General features: G+C 65.1%; 16 protein-coding genes, 1 tRNA gene and 1 pseudogene. 7 read left to right on the forward strand and 11 right to left on the reverse strand.

What is annotated here, in order from left to right; translation table 11 throughout:
• Position 1: 1 nt before the first annotated feature.
• The 4 genes from cyoA to LMA02_RS10520 all read right to left on the reverse strand — a co-directional run bounded on the left by cyoA (position 2) and on the right by LMA02_RS10520 (position 4,746).
• On the reverse strand, positions 2-889 hold the full coding sequence (gene cyoA, locus LMA02_RS10505) for a ubiquinol oxidase subunit II (protein WP_228904756.1): 888 nt from the start codon (positions 887-889) through the stop codon (positions 2-4).
• Between the two features lie 287 nt (positions 890-1,176).
• A complete protein-coding gene (locus tag LMA02_RS10510) occupies positions 1,177-2,706 on the reverse strand; it encodes a complex I subunit 4 family protein (protein WP_212062922.1) in 1,530 nt (509 codons plus the stop codon).
• Positions 2,707-3,287: 581 nt separating this feature from the next.
• Positions 3,288-3,381: transfer RNA gene (locus LMA02_RS10515), tRNA-Ser, on the reverse strand.
• 111 nt (positions 3,382-3,492) lie between these two features.
• Positions 3,493-4,746: an aspartate kinase gene (locus LMA02_RS10520; RefSeq protein WP_011657335.1), complete on the reverse strand. Its 1,254-nt coding sequence runs from the start codon at positions 4,744-4,746 to the stop codon at positions 3,493-3,495.
• Between LMA02_RS10520 and LMA02_RS35525 the strand changes: the two are divergent.
• Positions 4,729-4,966, forward strand: a pseudogene (locus LMA02_RS35525) (hypothetical protein); the annotation flags it as partial. The gene LMA02_RS10520 and the pseudogene LMA02_RS35525 overlap by 18 nt on opposite strands.
• 122 nt (positions 4,967-5,088) lie before the next feature.
• On the opposite strand, the gene tilS reads toward LMA02_RS35525, so the two are convergent.
• The 4 genes from tilS to cysS form a co-directional block, all read right to left on the reverse strand.
• Positions 5,089-6,510, reverse strand: coding sequence for a tRNA lysidine(34) synthetase TilS (tilS, locus tag LMA02_RS10525; RefSeq protein ID WP_228904757.1), 1,422 nt, complete (start codon positions 6,508-6,510; stop codon positions 5,089-5,091).
• Between the two features lie 43 nt (positions 6,511-6,553).
• Positions 6,554-7,525 (reverse strand): acetyl-CoA carboxylase carboxyltransferase subunit alpha, encoded by a 972-nt coding sequence (locus LMA02_RS10530; RefSeq protein ID WP_006478433.1) that lies wholly within the window; start codon positions 7,523-7,525, stop codon positions 6,554-6,556.
• Between the two features lie 99 nt (positions 7,526-7,624).
• Positions 7,625-8,488 carry a DNA-3-methyladenine glycosylase family protein gene (locus LMA02_RS10535; RefSeq protein ID WP_228904758.1) on the reverse strand — a complete coding sequence of 288 codons (864 nt, stop codon included), beginning with the start codon at positions 8,486-8,488 and terminating at the stop codon, positions 7,625-7,627.
• Between the two features lie 43 nt (positions 8,489-8,531).
• Positions 8,532-9,929, reverse strand: coding sequence for a cysteine--tRNA ligase (cysS, locus tag LMA02_RS10540; protein ID WP_228904760.1), 1,398 nt, complete (start codon positions 9,927-9,929; stop codon positions 8,532-8,534).
• 234 nt (positions 9,930-10,163) lie between these two features.
• Here cysS and LMA02_RS10545 point away from each other — a divergent pair, with 234 nt between their 5' ends.
• The 4 genes from LMA02_RS10545 to LMA02_RS10560 all read left to right on the forward strand — a co-directional run bounded on the left by LMA02_RS10545 (position 10,164) and on the right by LMA02_RS10560 (position 12,908).
• Positions 10,164-10,886: a tetratricopeptide repeat protein gene (locus tag LMA02_RS10545; protein WP_228904762.1), complete on the forward strand. Its 723-nt coding sequence runs from the start codon at positions 10,164-10,166 to the stop codon at positions 10,884-10,886.
• Positions 10,887-10,925: 39 nt separating this feature from the next.
• A complete protein-coding gene (locus LMA02_RS10550; protein WP_006760912.1) occupies positions 10,926-11,501 on the forward strand; it encodes a peptidylprolyl isomerase in 576 nt (191 codons plus the stop codon).
• Between the two features lie 88 nt (positions 11,502-11,589).
• On the forward strand, positions 11,590-12,081 hold the full coding sequence (locus LMA02_RS10555) for a peptidylprolyl isomerase (protein WP_006751616.1): 492 nt from the start codon (positions 11,590-11,592) through the stop codon (positions 12,079-12,081).
• A gap of 26 nt (positions 12,082-12,107) precedes the next feature.
• A complete protein-coding gene (locus tag LMA02_RS10560) occupies positions 12,108-12,908 on the forward strand; it encodes a UDP-2,3-diacylglucosamine diphosphatase (protein ID WP_006751615.1) in 801 nt (266 codons plus the stop codon).
• Between the two features lie 57 nt (positions 12,909-12,965).
• On the opposite strand, the gene cysE is transcribed toward LMA02_RS10560, so the two are convergent.
• Positions 12,966-13,739, reverse strand: a complete 774-nt coding sequence (cysE, locus tag LMA02_RS10565; RefSeq protein ID WP_006751614.1) for a serine O-acetyltransferase — start codon at positions 13,737-13,739, stop codon at positions 12,966-12,968.
• 288 nt (positions 13,740-14,027) lie between these two features.
• Positions 14,028-14,849, reverse strand: a complete 822-nt coding sequence (locus LMA02_RS10570; protein WP_228904763.1) for an RNA methyltransferase — start codon at positions 14,847-14,849, stop codon at positions 14,028-14,030.
• A gap of 279 nt (positions 14,850-15,128) precedes the next feature.
• On the opposite strand from LMA02_RS10570, the gene LMA02_RS10575 reads away from it, so the two are divergent.
• Entirely contained in the window at positions 15,129-15,932 is an 804-nt protein-coding gene (locus LMA02_RS10575) for an inositol monophosphatase family protein (RefSeq protein WP_006751612.1), read from the forward strand.
• A gap of 310 nt (positions 15,933-16,242) precedes the next feature.
• A complete protein-coding gene (locus LMA02_RS10580; protein WP_228904765.1) occupies positions 16,243-17,865 on the forward strand; it encodes an NAD(P)/FAD-dependent oxidoreductase in 1,623 nt (540 codons plus the stop codon).
• A gap of 351 nt (positions 17,866-18,216) precedes the next feature.
• Here the strand turns inward: LMA02_RS10580 and LMA02_RS10585 are convergent, their stop codons facing one another.
• On the reverse strand, positions 18,217-19,338 hold the full coding sequence (locus LMA02_RS10585; protein WP_228904767.1) for a sensor histidine kinase: 1,122 nt from the start codon (positions 19,336-19,338) through the stop codon (positions 18,217-18,219).
• Positions 19,339-19,900: the final 562 nt, after the last annotated feature.

The following is a 19,900-nucleotide window of genomic DNA, read 5'->3' on the forward strand; positions in this document are numbered from 1 at the left end:
GTTACCCCTTCGTGCCGCAGGCGGCGTCCTTCAGGTCGAGAACGTGGCCGTCGTTGTATTTCGCGATGATGTTGTGGAAGAGCCGCGGATCCACCGACGAGAAGTAGCGCACCGGCGCCTTCTCGCTCGGCTGCGCGACGGTGCCGTACACGGTCGCGTCGAGCCGCTCGGGCGAGGCCTTCACCTTCTGCACCCATGCGTCGAACTGCTCGCGCGGCTCGGCGAGCGTGCGGAACTTCATGTCGGAGAAGCCGCGGCCGCTGAAGTTGGCGGACGTGCCTGCGTAGTCGCCTGCTTCATCGGCGATCAGGTGCAGGCGCGTCTGCATGCCGGCCATCGCGTAGACCTGGCCGCCGAGCTGCGGAATGAAGAACGAGTTCATCACCGAATCCGACGTGATGCGGAAGTTCACCGGCGTGCCGACCGGAATCGCGAGCTGGTTCACCGACGCGATGCCGAGTTCCGGATAGATGAACAGCCACTTCCAGTCGAGCGCGACGACCTCGACGTCGATCGGCTTCACCGACGACTCGAGCGGCTTGTACGGATCGAGCTCGTGCGTGGTTTTCCACGTGAGCACGCCGAGGAACAGGATGATCAGCGTCGGCACCGTCCAGATCACGACCTCGATCGCGGTCGAGTGCGACCAGTTCGGCGCATAGGTGGCGTTGCGGTTCGATGCGCGGTAACGCCACGCGAACCACAGCGTGAGCAGGATCACCGGCACGACGACGACCAGCATCGCCCATGTCGAGGTGGCGATCAGCGCCTTTTCGGCAGCGCCGACACTTCCTTTCGGATTTAGTACATCTAACTTACAGCCTGACAGGCTCAGCGTCGCGCCGATCGACATCAGCGCAATCCAGCCTTTTGAAGCTCTTCTTTTCATCACACCGCCCGAGGGTCATTGAATCCGTTGCGTATGCCCGATGCGCATTCGATCCACGAAAGTGGCCGAATCATACGTCGCGCGGGTGCGATGAAAAACCGGTGCATGCGGCAAATCATCATTGCAGAATCTGCTGTGAGACAGATTGTCGCGGGGCAATTTCACGCAGCCGGAAGCCGGCCGAAGACCGGGCGACAACGTTCGCGCGTTCGCGCCCGCCAAGATGGATGCGCGCACAACGACTGCATCGCCGCGCGATGCAGCCGTCGTGCGCGAGGTCACGCGATTCAGCCGTGCGCCGATGCCATGAACGCCGGCTGCGCCGGTGCAACGCCGTCCCCGGCCGGCAGCTTCGAACGGCTGGCGTCGTCGATCAGCCGTGCGACGGTCGGATCGATCGCGTCGGTGAACGGCTTCGGATCGACGCCGACCATCAGCACGATCAGCGCGAGCGACGCGAACATCACGATCTCGCGGCGGCTGAGGTCGGCGAGCTTCGCGATGCGCGGGCTGGCAACCTTGCCGAACACGACGCGCTTGACCATCCAAAGCGTGTACGACGCGCTGAGAATCAGCGTGAGCGCGGCGATCGCGCCGATCCAGAAGTTGACGCGGATCGCGCCCATGATGACCATGAACTCGCCGACGAAACCCGACGTGCCCGGCAGGCCGACGTTGGCCATCGCGAACAGCAGCGCGAAGGTCGCGAAGCGCGGCATCACGCCCGCCACGCCGCCGTATGCGCCGATCTCGCGCTGCTTCGTGCGATCGACCAGCACGCTCACGCAGAGCAGCATCGCGCCCGCGACGAAGCCGTACGACACGAGCTGCACGATCGCGCCTTCGACGCCGATCTGGTTGAACAGGAACAGGCCGAGCGTGACGATCCCCATGTGCGCGACCGTCGAATACGCGAGCAGCTTGCCGAGGTCGGTCTGCGCGAGCGCGATCAGGCTCGCGTAGACGATCGCGAACAGCGACAGCGCGATCACGGCCGGCGCGAAGAAGTGGCTCGCGTCCGGCGTGATCGGCAGCGCGAAGCGCAGGAAGCCGTAACCGCCGAGCTTGAGCATCGCGAGCATCAGCGCGGCGCCCGTCGGGCCGTCCGTGTAAACGTCGCGCAGCCACGTATGCACCGGCCACATCGGCACCTTGACCGCGAACGCGGCGAAGAAGCCGAGAAACACCAGCAATTGCGGCGCGAAGCCGAGCTGCAGCGTGCGCCATGCGTTCATGTCGAACGTGTGCGACTTCGCGAACAGGTACAGCATCGCCATCAACAGCAGCAGCGAACCCGCGAACGAGATGAAGAAGAATTTCACGGCCGCGTAGACGCGATGCTCCCTGCCCCACGTGCCGATCAGCAGGTACAGCGGAATCAGCGTCGCCTCGAAGAAGATGAAGAACAGCAGCCCGTCCTGCGCGACGAACACGCCGACCATCAGCCCCGACAGGATCAGGAACGACGCGTAGTACTGCGCGACGCGCACCGTGACCGATTCCCACGACGCGATCACGACGACGAGCGTCGTGAAGGCGGTCAGCACGACGAGCCACAGCGACGCGCCGTCGATCCCGACGCGCCAGCCGGCGTTGAAGGCCGCCAGCCAGTCGCGGGTTTCGGCGAACTGCATCGCGGCCGAGTGCGAATCGAAACCGGTGACGAGCGGCACGACGGCGGCCAGCCCCGCGAGTGCGCCGACGAGCGCGATCAGTCTCGTGCGATGCGGATGACGGTCGGAACCGGCGCGCAGCAGGCACGCGCCGAACAGGATCGGAACCCAGATCGCCAGGCTCAGAAAGGGGAAATCATGCATGTCAACAGGCCTTGAGAGGGTCGCGCGCTGTAGTGGGAACAGACGTGACGATGGGAACGAAATCAAATCGACAGCTAGATTTCGTGGATCGCCAATGTTGGCAAAATGTAAAGCGGGATCAGGGCAAAGCTTGATGCCGCTCAAACGCAATCGGGTTTACCAGCATAAAGCGGTTGATTATTTTTTGCAGCGCAGCAGAGCTTCGTTTTATGTCCCGCAGATAGGCTTCTGATTTTTATGAGTAATTTTTTGTAGTGCGGAGCGGCATCGATCGCACGGATCGGTGCGATGCCGCATTTTTTTCGGAAACGCGGCGCGTGGGTGCGCAAGAACGGAATGTGGGGAGCGATGAATGAGAGCGACTCGATCCTTACACGAATGCTTTCATTTTTATTTCAATGAGCGCCGATCGCCGCGATTCGCAACATCGGACGCCGCCGCGTATGTCGGCGAATCCGTCGACAGGTCGATGCGAAAGGATGATGGTCAGGACGGAATGCCCGAGCGGCGTAGCCGGAAAGGAAGCGGGAAAAGAAAAAGCCCCGCAAGTCCGAGAACTTGCGGGGCTTTGTCACCGCTTTTGGCGGAGACGGAGGGATTCGAACCCTCGATCCAGGTTTTGGCCCAGATGCTCCCTTAGCAGGGGAGTGCCTTCGACCTCTCGGCCACGTCTCCCAAACTTTCGCTCGCACCAGGGAGGCAGTGCGACGAGAACGAAATAATATAGGGTTTCGAACCGCTCGTCAATTTCCGTGATGCATTTTCTTCAATGCATCACACATAAATTCACGCTGCCTGCTCGAGTTCGAATGCCTTGTGCAGCGCGCGGACGGCCAGCTCCATGTACTTCTCGTCGATCAGCACCGAAATCTTGATTTCGGACGTCGAGATCATCTGGATGTTGATGCCCTCTTCCGACAGCGTGCGGAACATCTTGCTCGCGACGCCCACGTGCGAACGCATGCCGACGCCGACCACCGACACCTTCGACACCTTCGGGTCGCCCTGCACGCGCTCGGCGCTCACATGGCCCTTCACCTGGTTGGTGAGGATGTCCATCGCCTTCTGGTAGTCGCCGCGACCGACCGTGAACGTGAAGTCGGTCTTGCCTTCGACGCTCTGGTTCTGGATGATCATGTCGACGTCGACGTTCGCGTCGGCGACCGGGCCGAGGATCTGATACGCGATGCCCGGCTTGTCAGGCACGCCCATCACCGCAATGCGTGCTTCGTCGCGCTGGAACGCGATGCCGGAAATGACTGCCTTTTCCATGGTCTCGTCTTCTTCAAAAGTAATCAGGGTGCCCGAGCGCATTTCTTCGTCGAGCGCAATCAGCGGATCGGTCAGGCTCGACAGCACACGCGTCTTCACCTGGTATTTGCCGGCGAATTCGACCGAGCGGATCTGCAGGACCTTCGAGCCGAGGCTGGCCATTTCCAGCATTTCCTCGAACGTCACGCGGTCGAGGCGTCGCGCCTCTTCGACCACGCGCGGGTCGGTCGTGTAGACGCCGTCGACGTCCGTGTAGATCAGGCACTCTGCGGCATCCAGCGCGGCCGCGACCGCCACCGCCGACGTGTCCGAGCCGCCGCGGCCCAGCGTCGTGATGTGGCCGTCCGGATCGACGCCCTGGAAACCCGTGATGATCACGACCTTGCCGGCGTTCAGATCGGCCTTCACCCGCTCGTCGTCGATCGAGTGGATACGCGCCTTCGTGTACGCGTTGTCCGTCTTGATCGGCACTTGCCAGCCGGCATAGCTCACGGCTTCGACGCCGATTTCCTGCAGCGCGATCGACAGCAGGCCGACGCTGACCTGCTCGCCGGTCGACGCGATCATGTCGAGCTCACGCGGGCTCGGCTGGCTCGAAATCTCTTTCGCGAGACCGAGCAGACGGTTGGTTTCGCCGGACATCGCGGACGGCACGACCACCATCTGGTGCCCGGCCTGATGCCATTTTGCGACGCGTTTCGCGACGTTCTTGATGCGCTCGACCGAGCCCATCGAAGTGCCGCCGTATTTGTGTACGATGAGTGCCATTGTCGTTCTGAACTGGAGGAGAAACCGCACGGGCGCGCTGGGCAGGCCGCGTTGCCGTTCGGTCACGCGGCTTGTGGCTGTGGACGGACGACGAGAGGGACGGCTGGGACGCAACACGCAAGCGTGACGGATTTTGCCCGGAAGGCCGATCAGGCCGCGCAAACCGGGTACGTCACGCGGAAAACCTGCACAAAACGCTCAAAAATCGAGCCGAGCAAACGTCCGAGCGTACCCGATAGAGGCCCGCTTGACAAGCCGCTCGCCTGTTTGGCAGGCGTTCCGGCGCTGTTTACCAAATGGTGAAAACCGGCGCGCGATCGCGCAGCCGCAAGCATGCCGCCGCTACGCGATCAGCAGGTCGGGACGCCACTCGATCCGGCGCCATCCACCGTCGCCGGAGAGCCCGTCGCCGGAAAGCCCGTCGCCATGATTCACGCCGAGCCGCGGCACGTAGACGAGCCGATCGCCCGCGAACAGCAGCGGCACGTCGCGCTGCCACGCCGGCACGCCGCGCTCCTGGAACAGGTTCTTCAGCGTGCGCCCCGGGCCACCGGGCGACGTGCGCAGCCGCTCGCCGCCCGCCCGGGCGCGCACGACGAGCGTCGCACCGCGCAGCAGCGCCTCCGGCACCGCCCCGTCGCTGCCGGCCTCGGCCGGCGCGAACACGAACGTGCCGCGCCACGCCGGCACGTGCCAGACTTCCTGTCCTTCCCAGGCGAGCGAGGACTCGGGACGCGGCATCCCGGTGCCGTCGTCGGCCGGGTCGGCACTGTCGCCCGCCTCCCAGTACACGACATCACGATAGAGTCGCAGGCACTGCCCCGCGTGATCGACCCGCAGCGCATGCGCGTCGTGCGCATCGCGCAGTTGCCGCATCATGTTCGCGAGCCGGCCTGCCGACGCACTGGGCAAGCCGAGCCGGCGCATCCAGAAACGCAGCAGGTTCGCGCCGCGCGTGTCGTCGAACGCGACCAGCCCATCGCGCGACAGCGCGCGGCCGTCGTCGCGCGCGGCGCCGGCGAAATCCAGTTCGGCCAGGTCGTCGAGCAGCCGTTGCGCGGCGGCCGCATGCTGGGCCGCACGGCCCAGCGCATCGCGAAAGCCCGGGAAGTGCATGGCGAGCGTCGGCAGCACGTCGATGCGCAACGCATTGCGCGCGTAGCGCGTGTCGCCGTTCGATTCGTCGTCGATCCACGCGAGCTCACGCTGCGCCGCGTAACGCTCCAGTTGGGCACGCAACAATCGCAGGAACGGCCGCACGCGCTCGACGCTCGCGCCGTCGGGGCGATAGCGCGGCGCCATCGCGGCCAGGCCTGCGATCCCCGCGCCGCGCAACAGTTGCAGCAGCACGGTCTCTGCCTGGTCGTCCGCATGCTGCGCGACCCAGAGCGCCGCCACGCCGTGACGCTCGCACATCGCATCGAGCGCCGCATAGCGACGCTCGCGGGCGGTCGCCTCGATGCCGAGGCCGCTGTCGCGCGGCACGTCGACACGCTCCGATTCGAACGTGACACCAAGGCGCTCGGCCGTCGCTTGCGCATGCGCCACCCAGGCGTCGGCGTTCGCACTCAGGCCGTGATGCACGTGCAGCGCGACGCAGCGCGACGCGCCGGCCATGCGCACGGCCGCATCGAGCAGCACCGTCGAGTCGAGGCCGCCGCTGTACGCGATCGCGATGCGCGCATCGGCCGGCAGATCGGCAAGCGCAACGCCGACCGCGTCGAGTATGACGCGGTCGGCGAAAAGTTCGGTCGGGGGGATCACGAGAGGGACGCGCGCCGGACGGCGCGCGATGTGAACACGCCGGTCATGCGCCGGGCGTGGTTTCCTTGAACTTGCCGTAGGCCATCAGGCGCTCGAAGCGGCGCTCGCGCAGCGCATCGATGCTCATGCCCTGGAACTGGCGCAGCGAATCGGCAAGCGCGCGGCGCAGCAGCGCGGCCATGCCCTTCGGATCGCGGTGCGCACCGCCGAGCGGCTCGTTGATGATCTTGTCGATCAGGCCGAGCGCCTTCAGGCGATGGGCGGTCAGGCCCAGTGCTTCCGCGGCTTCGGGCGCCTTCGCGGCACTCTTCCACAGGATCGACGCGCAGCCTTCCGGCGAGATCACCGAGTAGGTCGAGAACTGCAGCATCATCACGGTGTCGGCCACGGCGATCGCGAGCGCGCCGCCCGAACCGCCCTCGCCGATCACGGTCGTGATGATCGGCGTCTTCAGTTCGGCCATCACGTACAGATTGCGGCCGATCGCTTCCGACTGGCCGCGCTCTTCCGCGCCGATGCCCGGATAGGCGCCCGGCGTATCGACGAACGTGAAGATCGGCAGCCCGAACTTCTCGGCGAGACGCATCAGGCGCTCGGCCTTGCGATAGCCTTCCGGACGCGGCATCCCGAAGTTGCGCGCCGCGCGTTCCTTCGTGTCGCGGCCCTTCTGATGGCCGATCACCATGCACGGATGGCCGCCGAAGCGCGCGAGACCGCCGACGATCGACAGGTCGTCCGCGAATGCGCGGTCGCCATGCAGTTCGTGAAAATCGGTAAACAGTTCCGCAACGTAATCGAGCGTGTACGGACGCTGCGGATGACGCGCGATCTGCGAGACCTGCCACGGCGACAGGTTCGCGTAGAGGTCCTTCGTCAGTTGCTGGCTCTTCTTCGACAGCCGCTCGATTTCTTCCGAAATATCGACAGCCGAGTCGTCCTGCACGAATCGCAACTCTTCGATCTTGGCCTCGAGTTCGGCGATCGGCTGTTCGAAATCCAGAAACGTGGTCTTCATGTGTTCGAATCCTTGGGTCTTGCGGCAGCGCGTATTCTACCCGCGCGGGCGATGTGCAAAACCGGCTCTCAACTATTGATGTTTAAAACCCGATAGCCATCAATCGGCGTCGGGCGCGTCGAGGCTGCGCCACATGTACCAGGTCGCGACGGTACGCCACGGCTCCCAGTTGGCGGCCACCTCGCGCGCCTCGCTGCGCGTGACGGGCTCCCCGCTGAAGTAATTGACGCTGATCGCCCGGATCAGGCCCGGATCGTCGAGCGGCAGCACGTCCGGCCGCGACAGGTTGAAGATCAGGAACATCTCGGCCGTCCAGCGACTGATGCCGCGGATCTGCGTGAGTTCCGCGATCACGTCCTCGTCGTCCATCGACGTCCATTTGTCGACGTGCAGCGCGCCGGACACGAAGTGTTGCGCGAGATCGAGAATGTATTCCGTCTTGCGCTTCGACAGCCCGCATGCGATCAGCTTGTCCGCGCCGAGCCGGATGACCGGTTGCGGTGCGAGTTTCGGACACGCATCCTCGATGCGCGCCCACAGCGCCTGCGCGGACGGCACCGAGATCTGCTGACCGACAACCGAACGCGCGAGCGTGACGAACGGGTCGCCGCGCTTCACGAGATGCGCGGGACCGAACTTCGGGATCAGTTTCTTCAGGATGCGGTCGCGCTTGACGAGATCGGCGCATGCTTTGTCCCAGTAAGCGGGACGCACGACACCATCGGCGCCGTCGGCTGCCGCATCGGATGCACGCACCTTGCGCACCGCGTCGGCGGCCGCCATCGCGGCCTCCGGCTGCGCCGCGTCCGCGCCCTTCGCGCGCGCGGGCCTCGCATGACCGTTGAGCGCGCCATTCGGCACGGCGCGCGTCGCGTCCGTCTTCGCCGCCGGCGCGCGCCTGGCTGCCGGACGCGCGGCGACCGGGGTCGCGCGCCTGACCGGCGCTTTTCTTGCCGTTGCCATCTTGCCTCCTACCTGACGGATCGGTCAGTGGAACGCGCCGCGCTCATACGCGACGCCATTCGGTCGATCCGCCCGGTTTGTCTTCAAGTGCGATGCCGGCGTCGAGCAGTTCCGCCCGAATCCGGTCCGCTTCGGCATAGTCCTTCGCTTGCTTCGCCGCGACACGCGCGGCGATCTTCGCTTCGATCTCGTCGGCTGCGAGCCCGCCTGCCTGCGCGACACCGGTGCCCTGCTGCAGGAACGCGCGCGGTTCGCGGCCAAGCAGGCCCAGCAGGCCCGCCAGTTGTTTCAGCTGCCGCGCGAGCGACACATCGCGCGTGCGGTTGACCTCGCCCGCCAGTTCGAACAGCGTCGCCACCGCGACCGGCGTGTTGATATCGTCGTTCATCGCCGCCGCGAAACGCTGCGCGTGCGGCTCGTTCCAGTCGAGCGCGAGCGCGTCGGGCTCGACATCCTTCAGCGCCGTGTACAGGCGCGTGAGCGACGCGCGTGCATCGTCGAGATGCACGTCGCTGTAATTGAGCGGCGACCGGTAGTGCGTGCGCACGATGAAGAAGCGCATGACCTCGGCGTCGTACCGATCGAGCACTTCGCGGATCGTGAAGAAGTTGCCGAGCGATTTCGACATCTTCTCGTTGTCGACCTGCACGAAGCCGTTGTGCATCCAGTAATTGACGAACGTCTGGCCGGTCGCGCCTTCGCTCTGCGCGATTTCGTTCTCGTGGTGCGGGAATTGCAGGTCCTGCCCGCCGCCGTGGATGTCGAAATGCTCGCCGAGCAGCGTGCAGCCCATCGCGGAGCACTCGATGTGCCAGCCCGGCCGGCCCATCCCGTACTTCGATGCCCACGATGCGCCTTGCGGGTCGTCCGCCTTCGCGCGCTTCCACAACACGAAATCGAGCGGATCTTCCTTCGCGTCGTTCGCGGCGACGCGCTCGCCCGCGCGCAGGTCGTCGAGCGACTTGCCCGAGAGCTTCCCGTAGTTCGCGAACTTGCGCACCGAATAATTGACGTCGCCGTCGGCCGCCTGGTAAGCGTAGCCGTTCGTCTCGAGCTTCTCGATCATCCCGAGCATCTGCGGAATGAACTGCGTCGCGCGCGGCTCGATGTCGGGCCGCTGGATGCCGAGCGCGGCTTCATCCTCGTGCATCGCGCCGATGAACCGGTCGGTCAGCGACTTGATCGTCTCGCCGTTCTCGACTGCGCGGCGAATGATCTTGTCGTCGATGTCGGTGATGTTGCGCACGTACGTGACCCGATAGCCGATCGCACGCAGCCAGCGCTGGACGAGGTCGAACACGATCAGCATGCGCGCGTGGCCCACGTGACAATAGTCGTAGACGGTGATCCCGCATACGTACATCCGCACTTCGCCGGACTGGCGCGGCACGAAGACTTGCTTGTCACGCGCGAGCGTGTTGTAGATGCGCAGTGATTCCATAGAGATGAACCGTGAGCCGAAGGAAACCGCCCTGGCGAAGCTCGCCCAGCATGCGAAACGGAAGGACCACTTGCTGCGGCACGACGCCGGGCGTCCTCGGTATCACATGGGGCGGTCAGGCTGCAAGCACAGCGGTGACGGCCACGAGAGGCAAAGAAAGACTGTCTACGGCTCGCCGGAACGCGCAGACGTTTTGTTAGAATGGCTCGGAGTATAACATTCCGATTTACGCCTATGAAACCTCATCGCGGCCGCGCGCCGAGCGCTGCGACCCTCGTTGCGACCGCCGTCATGGGCGTCGCACTGACGCTTTTCGCGGCCCCCGCGGCACATGCGCAAAAGGCCCCGGCCACCGCCGACGGCACGCCCGAAATCGACGCGTCGATCACCGGCAAGCAGTGGAAGCAGGCGCTCGCGCAACTCGACGCGCGCATCGCGGCGAATCCGCACGACGTGCAGGCGCAGTTCAAGCGCGGCACCGTGCTCGCCCGCATGAACCGCGACGACGACGCGATCCAGCAGTTCGTCGCGATCACGCAGGCCTACCCCGAACTGCCCGAGCCGTACAACAACCTCGCGGCGCTCTACGCGAAGCACGGCCGCTATGACGAAGCGCGCAGCGCGCTCGTCACCGCGACGCAATCGAACCCGAGCTACTCGCTCGCGTACGAGAACCTCGGCGATCTCTACCTGCGCCTCGCGGCCGAATCGTACAAGCGTGCGCAATCGCTCGGCCGCACGAGCGGCGCGACCGCGCAGCGCCTCGCCGATCTGCAGAAGATCGTGTCACCGCCGAAGGCCGTGCCGAACGCCCACGCGGCGAAGCCGGCCACGCGCGAGTACACCGATCGCGCCGCCGCGAACGTGAGCACCACCACGCTGCCGATGTCGCCGACGTTCCAGTTCAGCGGTCCGTCGGGCGCGCTGGCGGCGCCGTACGTCGCGCCGTCGCAATAAGCGGCGCGGCCTTCTTTCCCTCCCAACCTGAGGATCGCAATGAAACGTCTGTTGCTGGCGCTTGGCGGCGCCGCCCTTCTCGCGACCGCGCCTGCTTTCGCGCAATCGGCTACCGCGCACCCCGTCGTGCAGCTGAAGACCTCGCAGGGCGACATCCGCGTCGAGCTCTACCCGGAAAAGGCGCCGAAGACGGTCGCCAACTTCCTCGATTACGTGAAGGCTGGCCAGTACAACGGCACGATCTTCCATCGCGTGATCAAGGGCTTCATGATCCAGGGCGGCGGCTACAAGACCAACTTCGAGGAGAAGCCGACCCGCGCGCCGATCCCGCTGGAAAGCCGCAATGGTCTGAAGAACCTGACGGGCACGATCGCGATGGCGCGTACCAGCGATCCGAACTCGGCCACCGCGCAGTTCTTCATCAACACGGTCGACAACGGCGGCCTCGACTACCCGAACCCGGACGGCAACGGCTATGCGGTGTTCGGCAAGGTCGTGTCGGGCCTCGACGTCGTGAAGAAGATCGAAGGCGTGGCGACGACCTCGCGCGGCCCGATGCAGGACGTGCCGGCCCAGCCGGTCTTGATCGAATCGGCCAGCATCGTCTCGAAATAAGCACTTGCCGGCACGTCCGGCGCCACACGCGGCCGCGTCGCACGACCGGCCGCGTGCCATTTAAACCGCCTTACCGAAGGAATTCATCATGGTTGAACTGCACACGAACCACGGCGTGATCAAGCTCGAACTGGACGCCGCGAAGGCACCGAAGACGGTCGAGAACTTCCTCAACTACGTGAAGAAGGGCCATTATGACGGCACGGTGTTCCACCGCGTGATCAACGGCTTCATGATTCAAGGCGGCGGCTTCGAGCCGGGCCTGAAGCAGAAGCCGACCGACGCGCCGATCGACAACGAAGCGAACAACGGCCTGAAGAACGACAACTACACGATCGCGATGGCGCGCACGAACGATCCGCACTCGGCGACCGCACAATTCTTCATCAACGTGAACGACAACGACTTCCTGAACCACTCGTCGCCGACGCCGCAGGGCTGGGGCTACGCGGTGTTCGGCAAGGTCGTCGAAGGCCAGGACGTGGTCGACAAGATCAAGGGCGTCAAGACGGGCAACGCGGGCTTCCACCAGGACGTGCCGGCCGACGACGTCGTGATCGAAAAGGCCGTGGTGGTCTGACGCACGGTTGTTACGGAGGCACTTCGATGTTGCAGGAGAGTCCGCCGCGAAGCGTCTCCGCGGGCGTGCCGGGCGAGCGCGAATACGCGCAAGCCGCACGCCCGTTCCTGTTTCTGTCCGATCTGCACCTGAGCGAGGCGATTCCGAAGACGGTCGCCGCGTTCGAGCATTTCGTGAAATACACGGCCGACAGCGCCGACTCGGTGTTCATCCTCGGCGACCTGTTCGAATACTGGATCGGCGACGACGTGCTCGACGACGATCCGTTCGCGGCACGCATGGCCGCGCTGATGCATACGTTCTCGGAGCGCGGCATCGCGCTCTACGTGATGCACGGCAATCGCGATTTCCTGCTCGGCCGGCGCTTCATGAAGGCGGCCGGCGCGATGCTGCTGCCCGACCCGGCACTGATCATGGCGTTTGGTCAGCGCATCGTGCTTGCGCACGGCGACGCGCAATGCACGGCCGATCGTGGCTATCAGGTGTTCCGGCGGTTCGCGCGCAATCGCGTCGCGCAGGCGCTGTTTCTCGTGTGGCCGTTCCGCTGGCGTCGCGCGCTCGCCCAGCGGATGCGCTCGAACAGCGAAGCGGGCCGGATGCGCCCCGTTTCGGCGATCTACGATGTCACGCGCGAAGGCGTGGCCGCGCTGTTCAAGAAGAGTCGTGCGAGCGTGATCATTCACGGCCACACGCATCGCCCCGCGCGCCACCTCGAACCGGGCGGGATTCGTTGGGTACTGCCCGACTGGGATCTCGACCACGGCACGCGGCGCGGCGGCTATCTGCGCGTCGATGCCGAGGGCATCCACGCGATGCCGCTCGACTGACGCGATTGGTACGATCGGCGCGACTGCCGCTGCCGGCAGCCGCCGGCAGGCGCCGCGTTACGACTGGCGCTCGACCGCCTTGCCTTCCAGCACCGCCGACAGCCTGCGCAAATCGAGACGCGCCGCGTCCGCACCCTGCAGCGTTTCCAGATGCGTGCCGAGTTGCTCGAGCGCCGCGACGATCTCGTCGACGCGCCGGCTTTCCTTCGCCGCATGATCGATCAGCCCATGAATCGCGAGCGACATCGGGTCGTCCGCGTTCGGCGTGATCCCGTATGCGCAGAACGCGGCGCGCTCGGGCTGCGGCTTCGGTTGCGCCGGCATCACGATGCGCGCCGGATTGCCGACCGCGGTGCCGCCTGCCGGCACCGGCTTCACGACGACCGCGTTCGAACCGATCTTCGCACCCGCGCCGACCGTGAAACCGCCGAGCACCTTCGCGCCCGCGCCGACGATCACGCCGGCCTCGAGCGTCGGATGGCGCTTCGCGCCGCGCGTGAGCGACGTGCCGCCGAGCGTCACGCCCTGATAGATCGTGCAGTCGTCGCCGATGATCGCGGTTTCGCCGATCACGACACCCATCCCGTGATCGATGAATACGCGCCGGCCGATCGTCGCGCCCGGGTGAATCTCGATCCCCGTCAGGAAGCGCCCGGCCTGCGACGCGAAGCGTGCGAGCCAGTAGCGTTTCGCGCGCCAGCACGCATGGGCGAAACGATGCAGCACGAGCGCGTGCAGCCCCGGATAACAGGTCAGCACTTCCCAGGCACTGCGAGCGGCGGGATCCCGCTCGCGAATCGTCGCAACGTCTTCGCGCAGTCTAGTGAACATGATCTGGTCTGGGCTGGGGAAAAGGCCGGCCGTTATCGCGCCGGGTAATTTGCTTATGATGTCCGGCGATTGTAGGGCCACTCGGGCGAGGCCGCACACCGTCGCGCGTTCACCCCGCCGGCGGCACGGGTATTCACGCGGGGCGCCTGTTGTCGCCGAGCGACACGACCAGCCGGTGGATTCGCGCGGGCCGGGACGCAGTCATCGGGCGGCCGACGCAGCGCGGCCGCAGCAGGCGAAACGCAGCCGCCGAACGCCTGAGCGCCCGGCCGCCGGCGTAGCGGCCGCTTACGCGTCGCCGGCAGGCGTACCGGACTTCAGCAGGATGTGCTTCGCGATGCCGCGCAGGATGTTGACTTCCTCGCGCTCGAGGCCCGTGCGCGCGAACAGGCGCCGCAGCCGCGGCATCAGCTTCTTCGGGTTGCGCGGGTCGAGGAAATCGAGTGCGACCAGCGCGTTCTCGAGGTGCGCGTACATCCGCTCGATCTCGTCGCTCTGCGCGAGCGTGCCGACCTCGGCCTGCGCGTGGTGCAGCTCGCTCCCCCGCTCCAGGAACGCGACGCGCAGCTCGTACGCGAGCACCTGTATGGCCTGCGCGAGATTTAGCGAGCTGTAGGCCGGATTCGCCGGGATGTGCGCGAGCGCGCTGCATTGCTCGACGTGCTCGTTCGCGAGGCCCGTGCGCTCGTTGCCGAACACGAGCGCGATGTCGCCGGCACCGACCTGCATGCACGCCTGCTCGGCGGCCGCGCGCGGCGCCAGCCGCGGCGGCCCGTATTCGCGCGTGCGGGCGGTCAGCGCGATCGACCAGTGGACGCCTGACAGCGCGTCGCCGAGCGTGGGCACGACATGCGCGGACGCCAGGACGTCATCGGCGCCGCTCGCCATTGCGATCGCCTCAGGGTCATCCTTCACGTGCGGCACGCGCGGCGCGACCAGCACGAGCCGGGAGAAACCCATCGTCTTCAGCGCGCGGGCGGCCGCCCCGACATTGCCGGGATGGCTCGGCTCGACGAGCACGAAACGGGTGGACGTGAAGCCGCCAGACGGTGGCGGGGACGAGGCCGCGCCGGATTCGGACGGCGCGGCGGGGTTCAGCGGAGTTTCCACTACATACGACTCGGTTCATCGGAATGGCAGTATGGTAGCGCCATTGCCCCGGCAAACCCACTCGTCCGGACGGCCAGTGGGGTTTCCCCGCATCCCGGTCACCCGAAACTCTCGAAAATCGGGTAAAATCATGTGTTTACGCGTCGCATCTCGTGCGACGCGGGTCGTACCCCGCTCTTTGTCAATTCGCGTCTCATTTCGCCCGGCACGTTTGCGCCGTTCCAGGCGGTGTGTTCCACTTCGTGGCGGCTCGTGCCGCCGGCTACAGGATCCAGGCTCATGCATCCCATGCTCAACATTGCTGTCAAGGCTGCGCGCCGCGCCGGACAGATCATCAACCGCGCGTCCCTCGACCTCGACCTGATCGAGATCCGCAAGAAGCAGCAGAACGACTTCGTCACCGAAGTGGACAAGGCCGCCGAAGAGGCGATCATCGAGACGCTGAAGACCGCCTACCCCGACCACGCGATCCTCGCGGAAGAATCGGGCGAATCCGAGAACGAATCCGAATTCAAGTGGATCATCGATCCGCTCGACGGCACGACCAACTTCATCCACGGCTTCCCGTACTACTGCGTGTCGATCGCGCTCGAGCACAAGGGCGTCGTCACGCAGGCCGTCGTCTACGATCCGAACAAGAACGACCTGTTCACGGCTACCCGCGGCCGCGGCGCGTACCTGAACGACCGCCGCATCCGCGTCGGCCGTCGCGACCGCCTGGCGGACGCGCTGGTCGGCACGGGCTTCCCGTTCCGCGAAAAGGACGGCCTCGATGCGTACGCGCGCCTGTTCACCGAAATGACGCAGGCCTGCACGGGCCTGCGTCGTCCGGGCGCGGCCGCCCTCGATCTCGCGAACGTCGCGGCCGGCCGTCTCGACGCATTCTTCGAGCAAGGCATCAACGTGTGGGACATGGCGGCAGGCAGCCTGCTGATCACCGAAGCTGGCGGCCTCGTCGGCAACTACACGGGCGACGCCGACTTCCTGCATCGCCATGAGATCGTCGCGGCGAACCCGAAGATCTATGCACAGATGATCCCGATCCTGAACCGCTACAGCCGCGTGCATCCGGCAGCGGAGTAAGCCCGGGCCGCGCCCGCGCGGCACGGCTTGCGCATCAACCACTCGCTGGCACCGTCATGATGGAGCGCTCGTTGCCTTTCCGTTATCCGGGGGGCGAAGTAATCTTCTCCACGGAGCGCTCGCTTCGGGCGCCCGTCCTGACATTGCCCGAGTGGCCCGGCCTGACCGGTGTACCGCCGCGCGTGCCGCGCTTTCCGATGCCGGATGATCGGCTTCGGGGCTGCCCTGGCAGCGCACGCCGCCGCCAGCACGCCGGCCCCCGCCTGTCTCAACACCGCCACGACTGCGTGGCGACCGTATCCGAATACTCATGTTACGGCTAAGCGAACTGAAACTCCCGCTCGATCACCCCGAGAGCACCCTCGAAGCCGCGATTCGCGCGCGCCTCGAGGAGCTTGGCGTGGCGGCTGACGGGCTCCTCCGTTACACGGTGTTCCGCCGTGCGCACGATGCGCGCAAGCGCTCCGACATCAAGCTCACGTATATCGTCGATGTGGAGGTCAAGGACGAAGCATCCGTGCTTCCTCGACTCGCGTCCACGCCGCATTGCGCCGTGACGCCTGACATGGCGTACCACTTCGTCGCGAAGGCGCCCGAGCACGGCAACTTCCTGCGCCCGGTCGTCATCGGCATGGGGCCGTGCGGCCTGTTTGCGGGGCTGATCCTCGCGCAGATGGGGTTCCGTCCGATCATCCTCGAACGCGGCAAGGCCGTGCGCGAGCGCACCAAGGACACCTTCGGCCTGTGGCGCAAGAGCGTCCTCAATCCCGAGTCCAACGTGCAGTTCGGCGAAGGCGGGGCCGGGACGTTTTCCGACGGCAAGCTGTACAGCCAGATCAAGGATCCGCACCACTACGGCCGCAAGGTGCTCGACGAATTCGTCAAGGCCGGCGCACCGGAGGACATCCTGTATCTGAGCCGGCCGCACATCGGCACGTTCCGCCTCGTCAGCATGGTGGAAAAGATGCGCGCGACCATCCACGAACTGGGCGGCGAAGTGCGCTTCGAAAGCCGGGTCGAGGACATCGAGATCGATCAGGGCAAGGTGCGCTCGCTGACGCTGTCGAACGGCGAAACGCTGCGCTGCGACCACGTCGTGCTGGCCGTGGGCCACAGCGCGCGCGACACGTTCCAGATGCTGCACGATCGCGGCGTCTACGTCGAAGCGAAGCCGTTCTCGCTGGGCTTCCGGATCGAACATCCGCAGGGGCTGATCGATCGCAGCCGCTTCGGCAAGTTCGCGGGCCACAAGCAGCTCGGCGCGGCCGACTACAAGGTGGTCCACCACTGCAGCAACGGACGCGCGGTCTACAGCTTCTGCATGTGCCCGGGCGGCACGGTGGTCGCGGCGACTTCCGAGCCGGGCCGCGTGGTCACCAACGGCATGAGCCAGTATTCCCGCGCCGAGCGCAACGCGAACGCGGGCATCGTCGTCGGCATCACGCCGGAAGACTATCCCGGCGGGCCGCTCGCGGGCATCGCGTTCCAGCGCAAGTGGGAAGAGCGCGCGTTCGAACTCGGCGGCGGCGATTACAGCGCGCCGGGCCAGCTGGTCGGCGACTTCATCGCTGGCCGGCCGTCGACGTCGCTGGGCTCCGTGGTGCCGTCGTACAAGCCTGGCGTGCGCCCGACCGATCTCAGCACGGCGCTGCCCGACTACGTGATCGAAGCCATTCGTGAAGCGCTGCCGCAGATCGACAAGAAGATCGCCGGCTTCGCGATGCACGATGCGGTGCTCACGGGCGTGGAGACGCGCACGTCGTCGCCGATCCGGATCCGTCGCAAGGACGATTACCAGAGCGTGAACGTCGAAGGGCTGTATCCGGCCGGCGAAGGCGCCGGATATGCGGGTGGCATCTACTCGGCGGCGATCGACGGGATCGAAGTCGCGCAGGCGGTGGCGCTCGATCTAGTGTCGGCGCACGCGTCCTGATTGGGTGGCGAGACTCGGCGCACGCAGGTCGGTGCGCCGGGTGAAGCCGGCTTTTCAATCCCTGCCCGGGAATGAGATCGAATCGCCGTATCGGGCCGACGGCTTCCACCGCGATTTTCTGCTACTGGCTGAACGGTGAACTTCGCGCTTGTGCGCTGAAGCCACTCGTAAGCTCGGGTAGCTCAAGCGACCACTTGGCGCCGGATCTGTGACCACGCTGTCGCCCGAGGCCTTTGCTGGCCACACTCCGATGGTGCAGCAGTACCTGCGCCTTATCTGACAAAGTCTCGATCAGAAAGCTACGCCACGACCTACGCCCGGCAATTGCCTTCGGTTAGCAGCACTCTGCCCTCACACGCCTTTTGGCAGGCGCACCGCGAATATTGTTTCCGTCTGATCGGACCGCGCGTCAATACGGCCATGGTGTGCCTTTGCGATTTCGCTCGCGATGAACAAGCCGAGCCCCAAGCCAACATCGTCACCCGCTACGTCTGCTTGATGCGCTCCGCGCTGAAGCGGGTCGAAGATGCGGTCCAGCGTGCGCCGATCCATGGCCGGCCCACTATTCCTAATCTCGATGAGCACTTCCGCATCAGCCGATGCTGCCGCGACCCATACCGGTGTCTCGGGTGTTCCGTACTTAACGGCGTTGCTCACGAGATTGCTCAGCAACCGCTGCATTCGCTGATCATCCCAGTCACCTCGGAGGTCGCCGCTTACATCGAGATTGATTTCGCGATCGGGATGAGCCACCTGCAATTCCTCAACCACATTGGCGAGCACATGGGCGAGATCAATATTGCGGGGAACGACATTGATGCCTACCCCGAGCTGGGTCCGATTGAAGTCGCAGAGATCGTCAAGGAGGCCCTGCATCCGGCCACCGCTTCTGATCAGCCGGGCCGCGGCCTCCGACACCGCCTCCCCCGCATTGAGCGCGGCAAGATAGGACGCTGTTACGTGAATGGTCTGCAGCGGGGTACGCATGTCGTGACCCAGCATACCGAGCAACAAGTTGCGAGACTGTTCGACCTGTTCGGTAAAGAAAGCAAGCGATTCCGCCAGCGCTTGATCTATCGCTTCATTGAACCGAATCATGTCGTCCAGATCAGGCGGACTCGGCTCGCACTCGTCGATCCATAAGCGCAGCACACTGGCACGCAGCGCTCGATACTCGGCCGCCAACTGGTTGATGTTAAAGCCCCGCCGGGCCCGCAAAACGGCATGAGTCTGCGCGGCCGTCTCCGTGGCCTTCACCGGCTGGGGCGCGCGCCCCAACGATTTTTCACGTTGCTCTTCCGTTGTTTGCGGGGTCGTTATGTCGTTGGCTACGGCCTCCAGGATCTGGCGCGCGTGGTCGCGCAACGCGAGCGAATCCATGCTCCTGGCGGCTGGTAGCAGCGTGGCGGCAAACGCTTCCCACTGCACCAGGATCGGCTCTATGTTCCTAACAATGAAATCAGCTAGCCGCATGTCGCCCCTCATAACAGAATGACCGACGGGTGCTTCTGTCGTACTTGCGCGATATTAAGTGAATACCGGGGACCGGCGCAATTACATCGAAAGCGAGGCATAATCCGGCCGTCGAATGCCCGCTACCCGCGAGAATCGAGCTGGAACAAGGCGGCAAAAATAATGGCGGTAAAGAACGCCGGGGCCATCCCCCTTGGAATCTGGTTCGTCGAACCATTTTGGCAGACGTAATATCTTCTGCAGACATGTTGAACCGGAGCTTGTACCACCATCGCCAGACCGTTGATCTGCTATAGAAGGCCAATATCCGCTCTGGACGAAACGCCATGATCGCGGATATCGCGGTGCAGTATGCGATCACGAAAAAGCCGAAAATGACGCGGTAGGTCGATTCGTTCACGTAGCGGTCTCCGATCGACACATGGAGGAAATGGACAGAACGTCCGAAGTTCGATCAATGAACCCATACAGTCAGAATCTAGACTGTCGACCGCAAATGGCATGTCGGGATTAGCACTACGTTGCGTGTTGTGCCTGCAGCGCTACGCCCACGAGCTAGGAC

This window comes from Burkholderia sp. B21-005, assembly GCF_020843965.1.
In the GTDB taxonomy this organism is placed as follows: Bacteria; Pseudomonadota; Gammaproteobacteria; order Burkholderiales; family Burkholderiaceae; genus Burkholderia; species Burkholderia ambifaria.

Excerpts from the sequence above, each read along its gene's own strand:
- cyoA (WP_228904756.1), bottom strand. The coding sequence starts at position 889 with ATGAAAAGAAGAGCTTCAAAAGGCTGGATTGCGCTGATGTCGATCGGC.
- LMA02_RS10510 (WP_212062922.1), bottom strand. The coding sequence starts at position 2,706 with ATGCATGATTTCCCCTTTCTGAGCCTGGCGATCTGGGTTCCGATCCTG.
- LMA02_RS10520 (WP_011657335.1), bottom strand. The coding sequence starts at position 4,746 with ATGGCACTCATCGTACACAAATACGGCGGCACTTCGATGGGCTCGGTC.
- LMA02_RS10530 (WP_006478433.1), bottom strand. The coding sequence starts at position 7,525 with ATGAAGACCACGTTTCTGGATTTCGAACAGCCGATCGCCGAACTCGAG.
- LMA02_RS10535 (WP_228904758.1), bottom strand. The coding sequence starts at position 8,488 with ATGGCAACGGCAAGAAAAGCGCCGGTCAGGCGCGCGACCCCGGTCGCC.
- cysS (WP_228904760.1), bottom strand. The coding sequence starts at position 9,929 with ATGGAATCACTGCGCATCTACAACACGCTCGCGCGTGACAAGCAAGTC.
- LMA02_RS10545 (WP_228904762.1), top strand. The coding sequence starts at position 10,164 with ATGAAACCTCATCGCGGCCGCGCGCCGAGCGCTGCGACCCTCGTTGCG.
- LMA02_RS10550 (WP_006760912.1), top strand. The coding sequence starts at position 10,926 with ATGAAACGTCTGTTGCTGGCGCTTGGCGGCGCCGCCCTTCTCGCGACC.
- LMA02_RS10555 (WP_006751616.1), top strand. The coding sequence starts at position 11,590 with ATGGTTGAACTGCACACGAACCACGGCGTGATCAAGCTCGAACTGGAC.
- LMA02_RS10560 (WP_006751615.1), top strand. The coding sequence starts at position 12,108 with ATGTTGCAGGAGAGTCCGCCGCGAAGCGTCTCCGCGGGCGTGCCGGGC.
- cysE (WP_006751614.1), bottom strand. The coding sequence starts at position 13,739 with ATGTTCACTAGACTGCGCGAAGACGTTGCGACGATTCGCGAGCGGGAT.
- LMA02_RS10575 (WP_006751612.1), top strand. The coding sequence starts at position 15,129 with ATGCATCCCATGCTCAACATTGCTGTCAAGGCTGCGCGCCGCGCCGGA.
- LMA02_RS10580 (WP_228904765.1), top strand. The coding sequence starts at position 16,243 with ATGTTACGGCTAAGCGAACTGAAACTCCCGCTCGATCACCCCGAGAGC.
- LMA02_RS10585 (WP_228904767.1), bottom strand. The coding sequence starts at position 19,338 with ATGCGGCTAGCTGATTTCATTGTTAGGAACATAGAGCCGATCCTGGTG.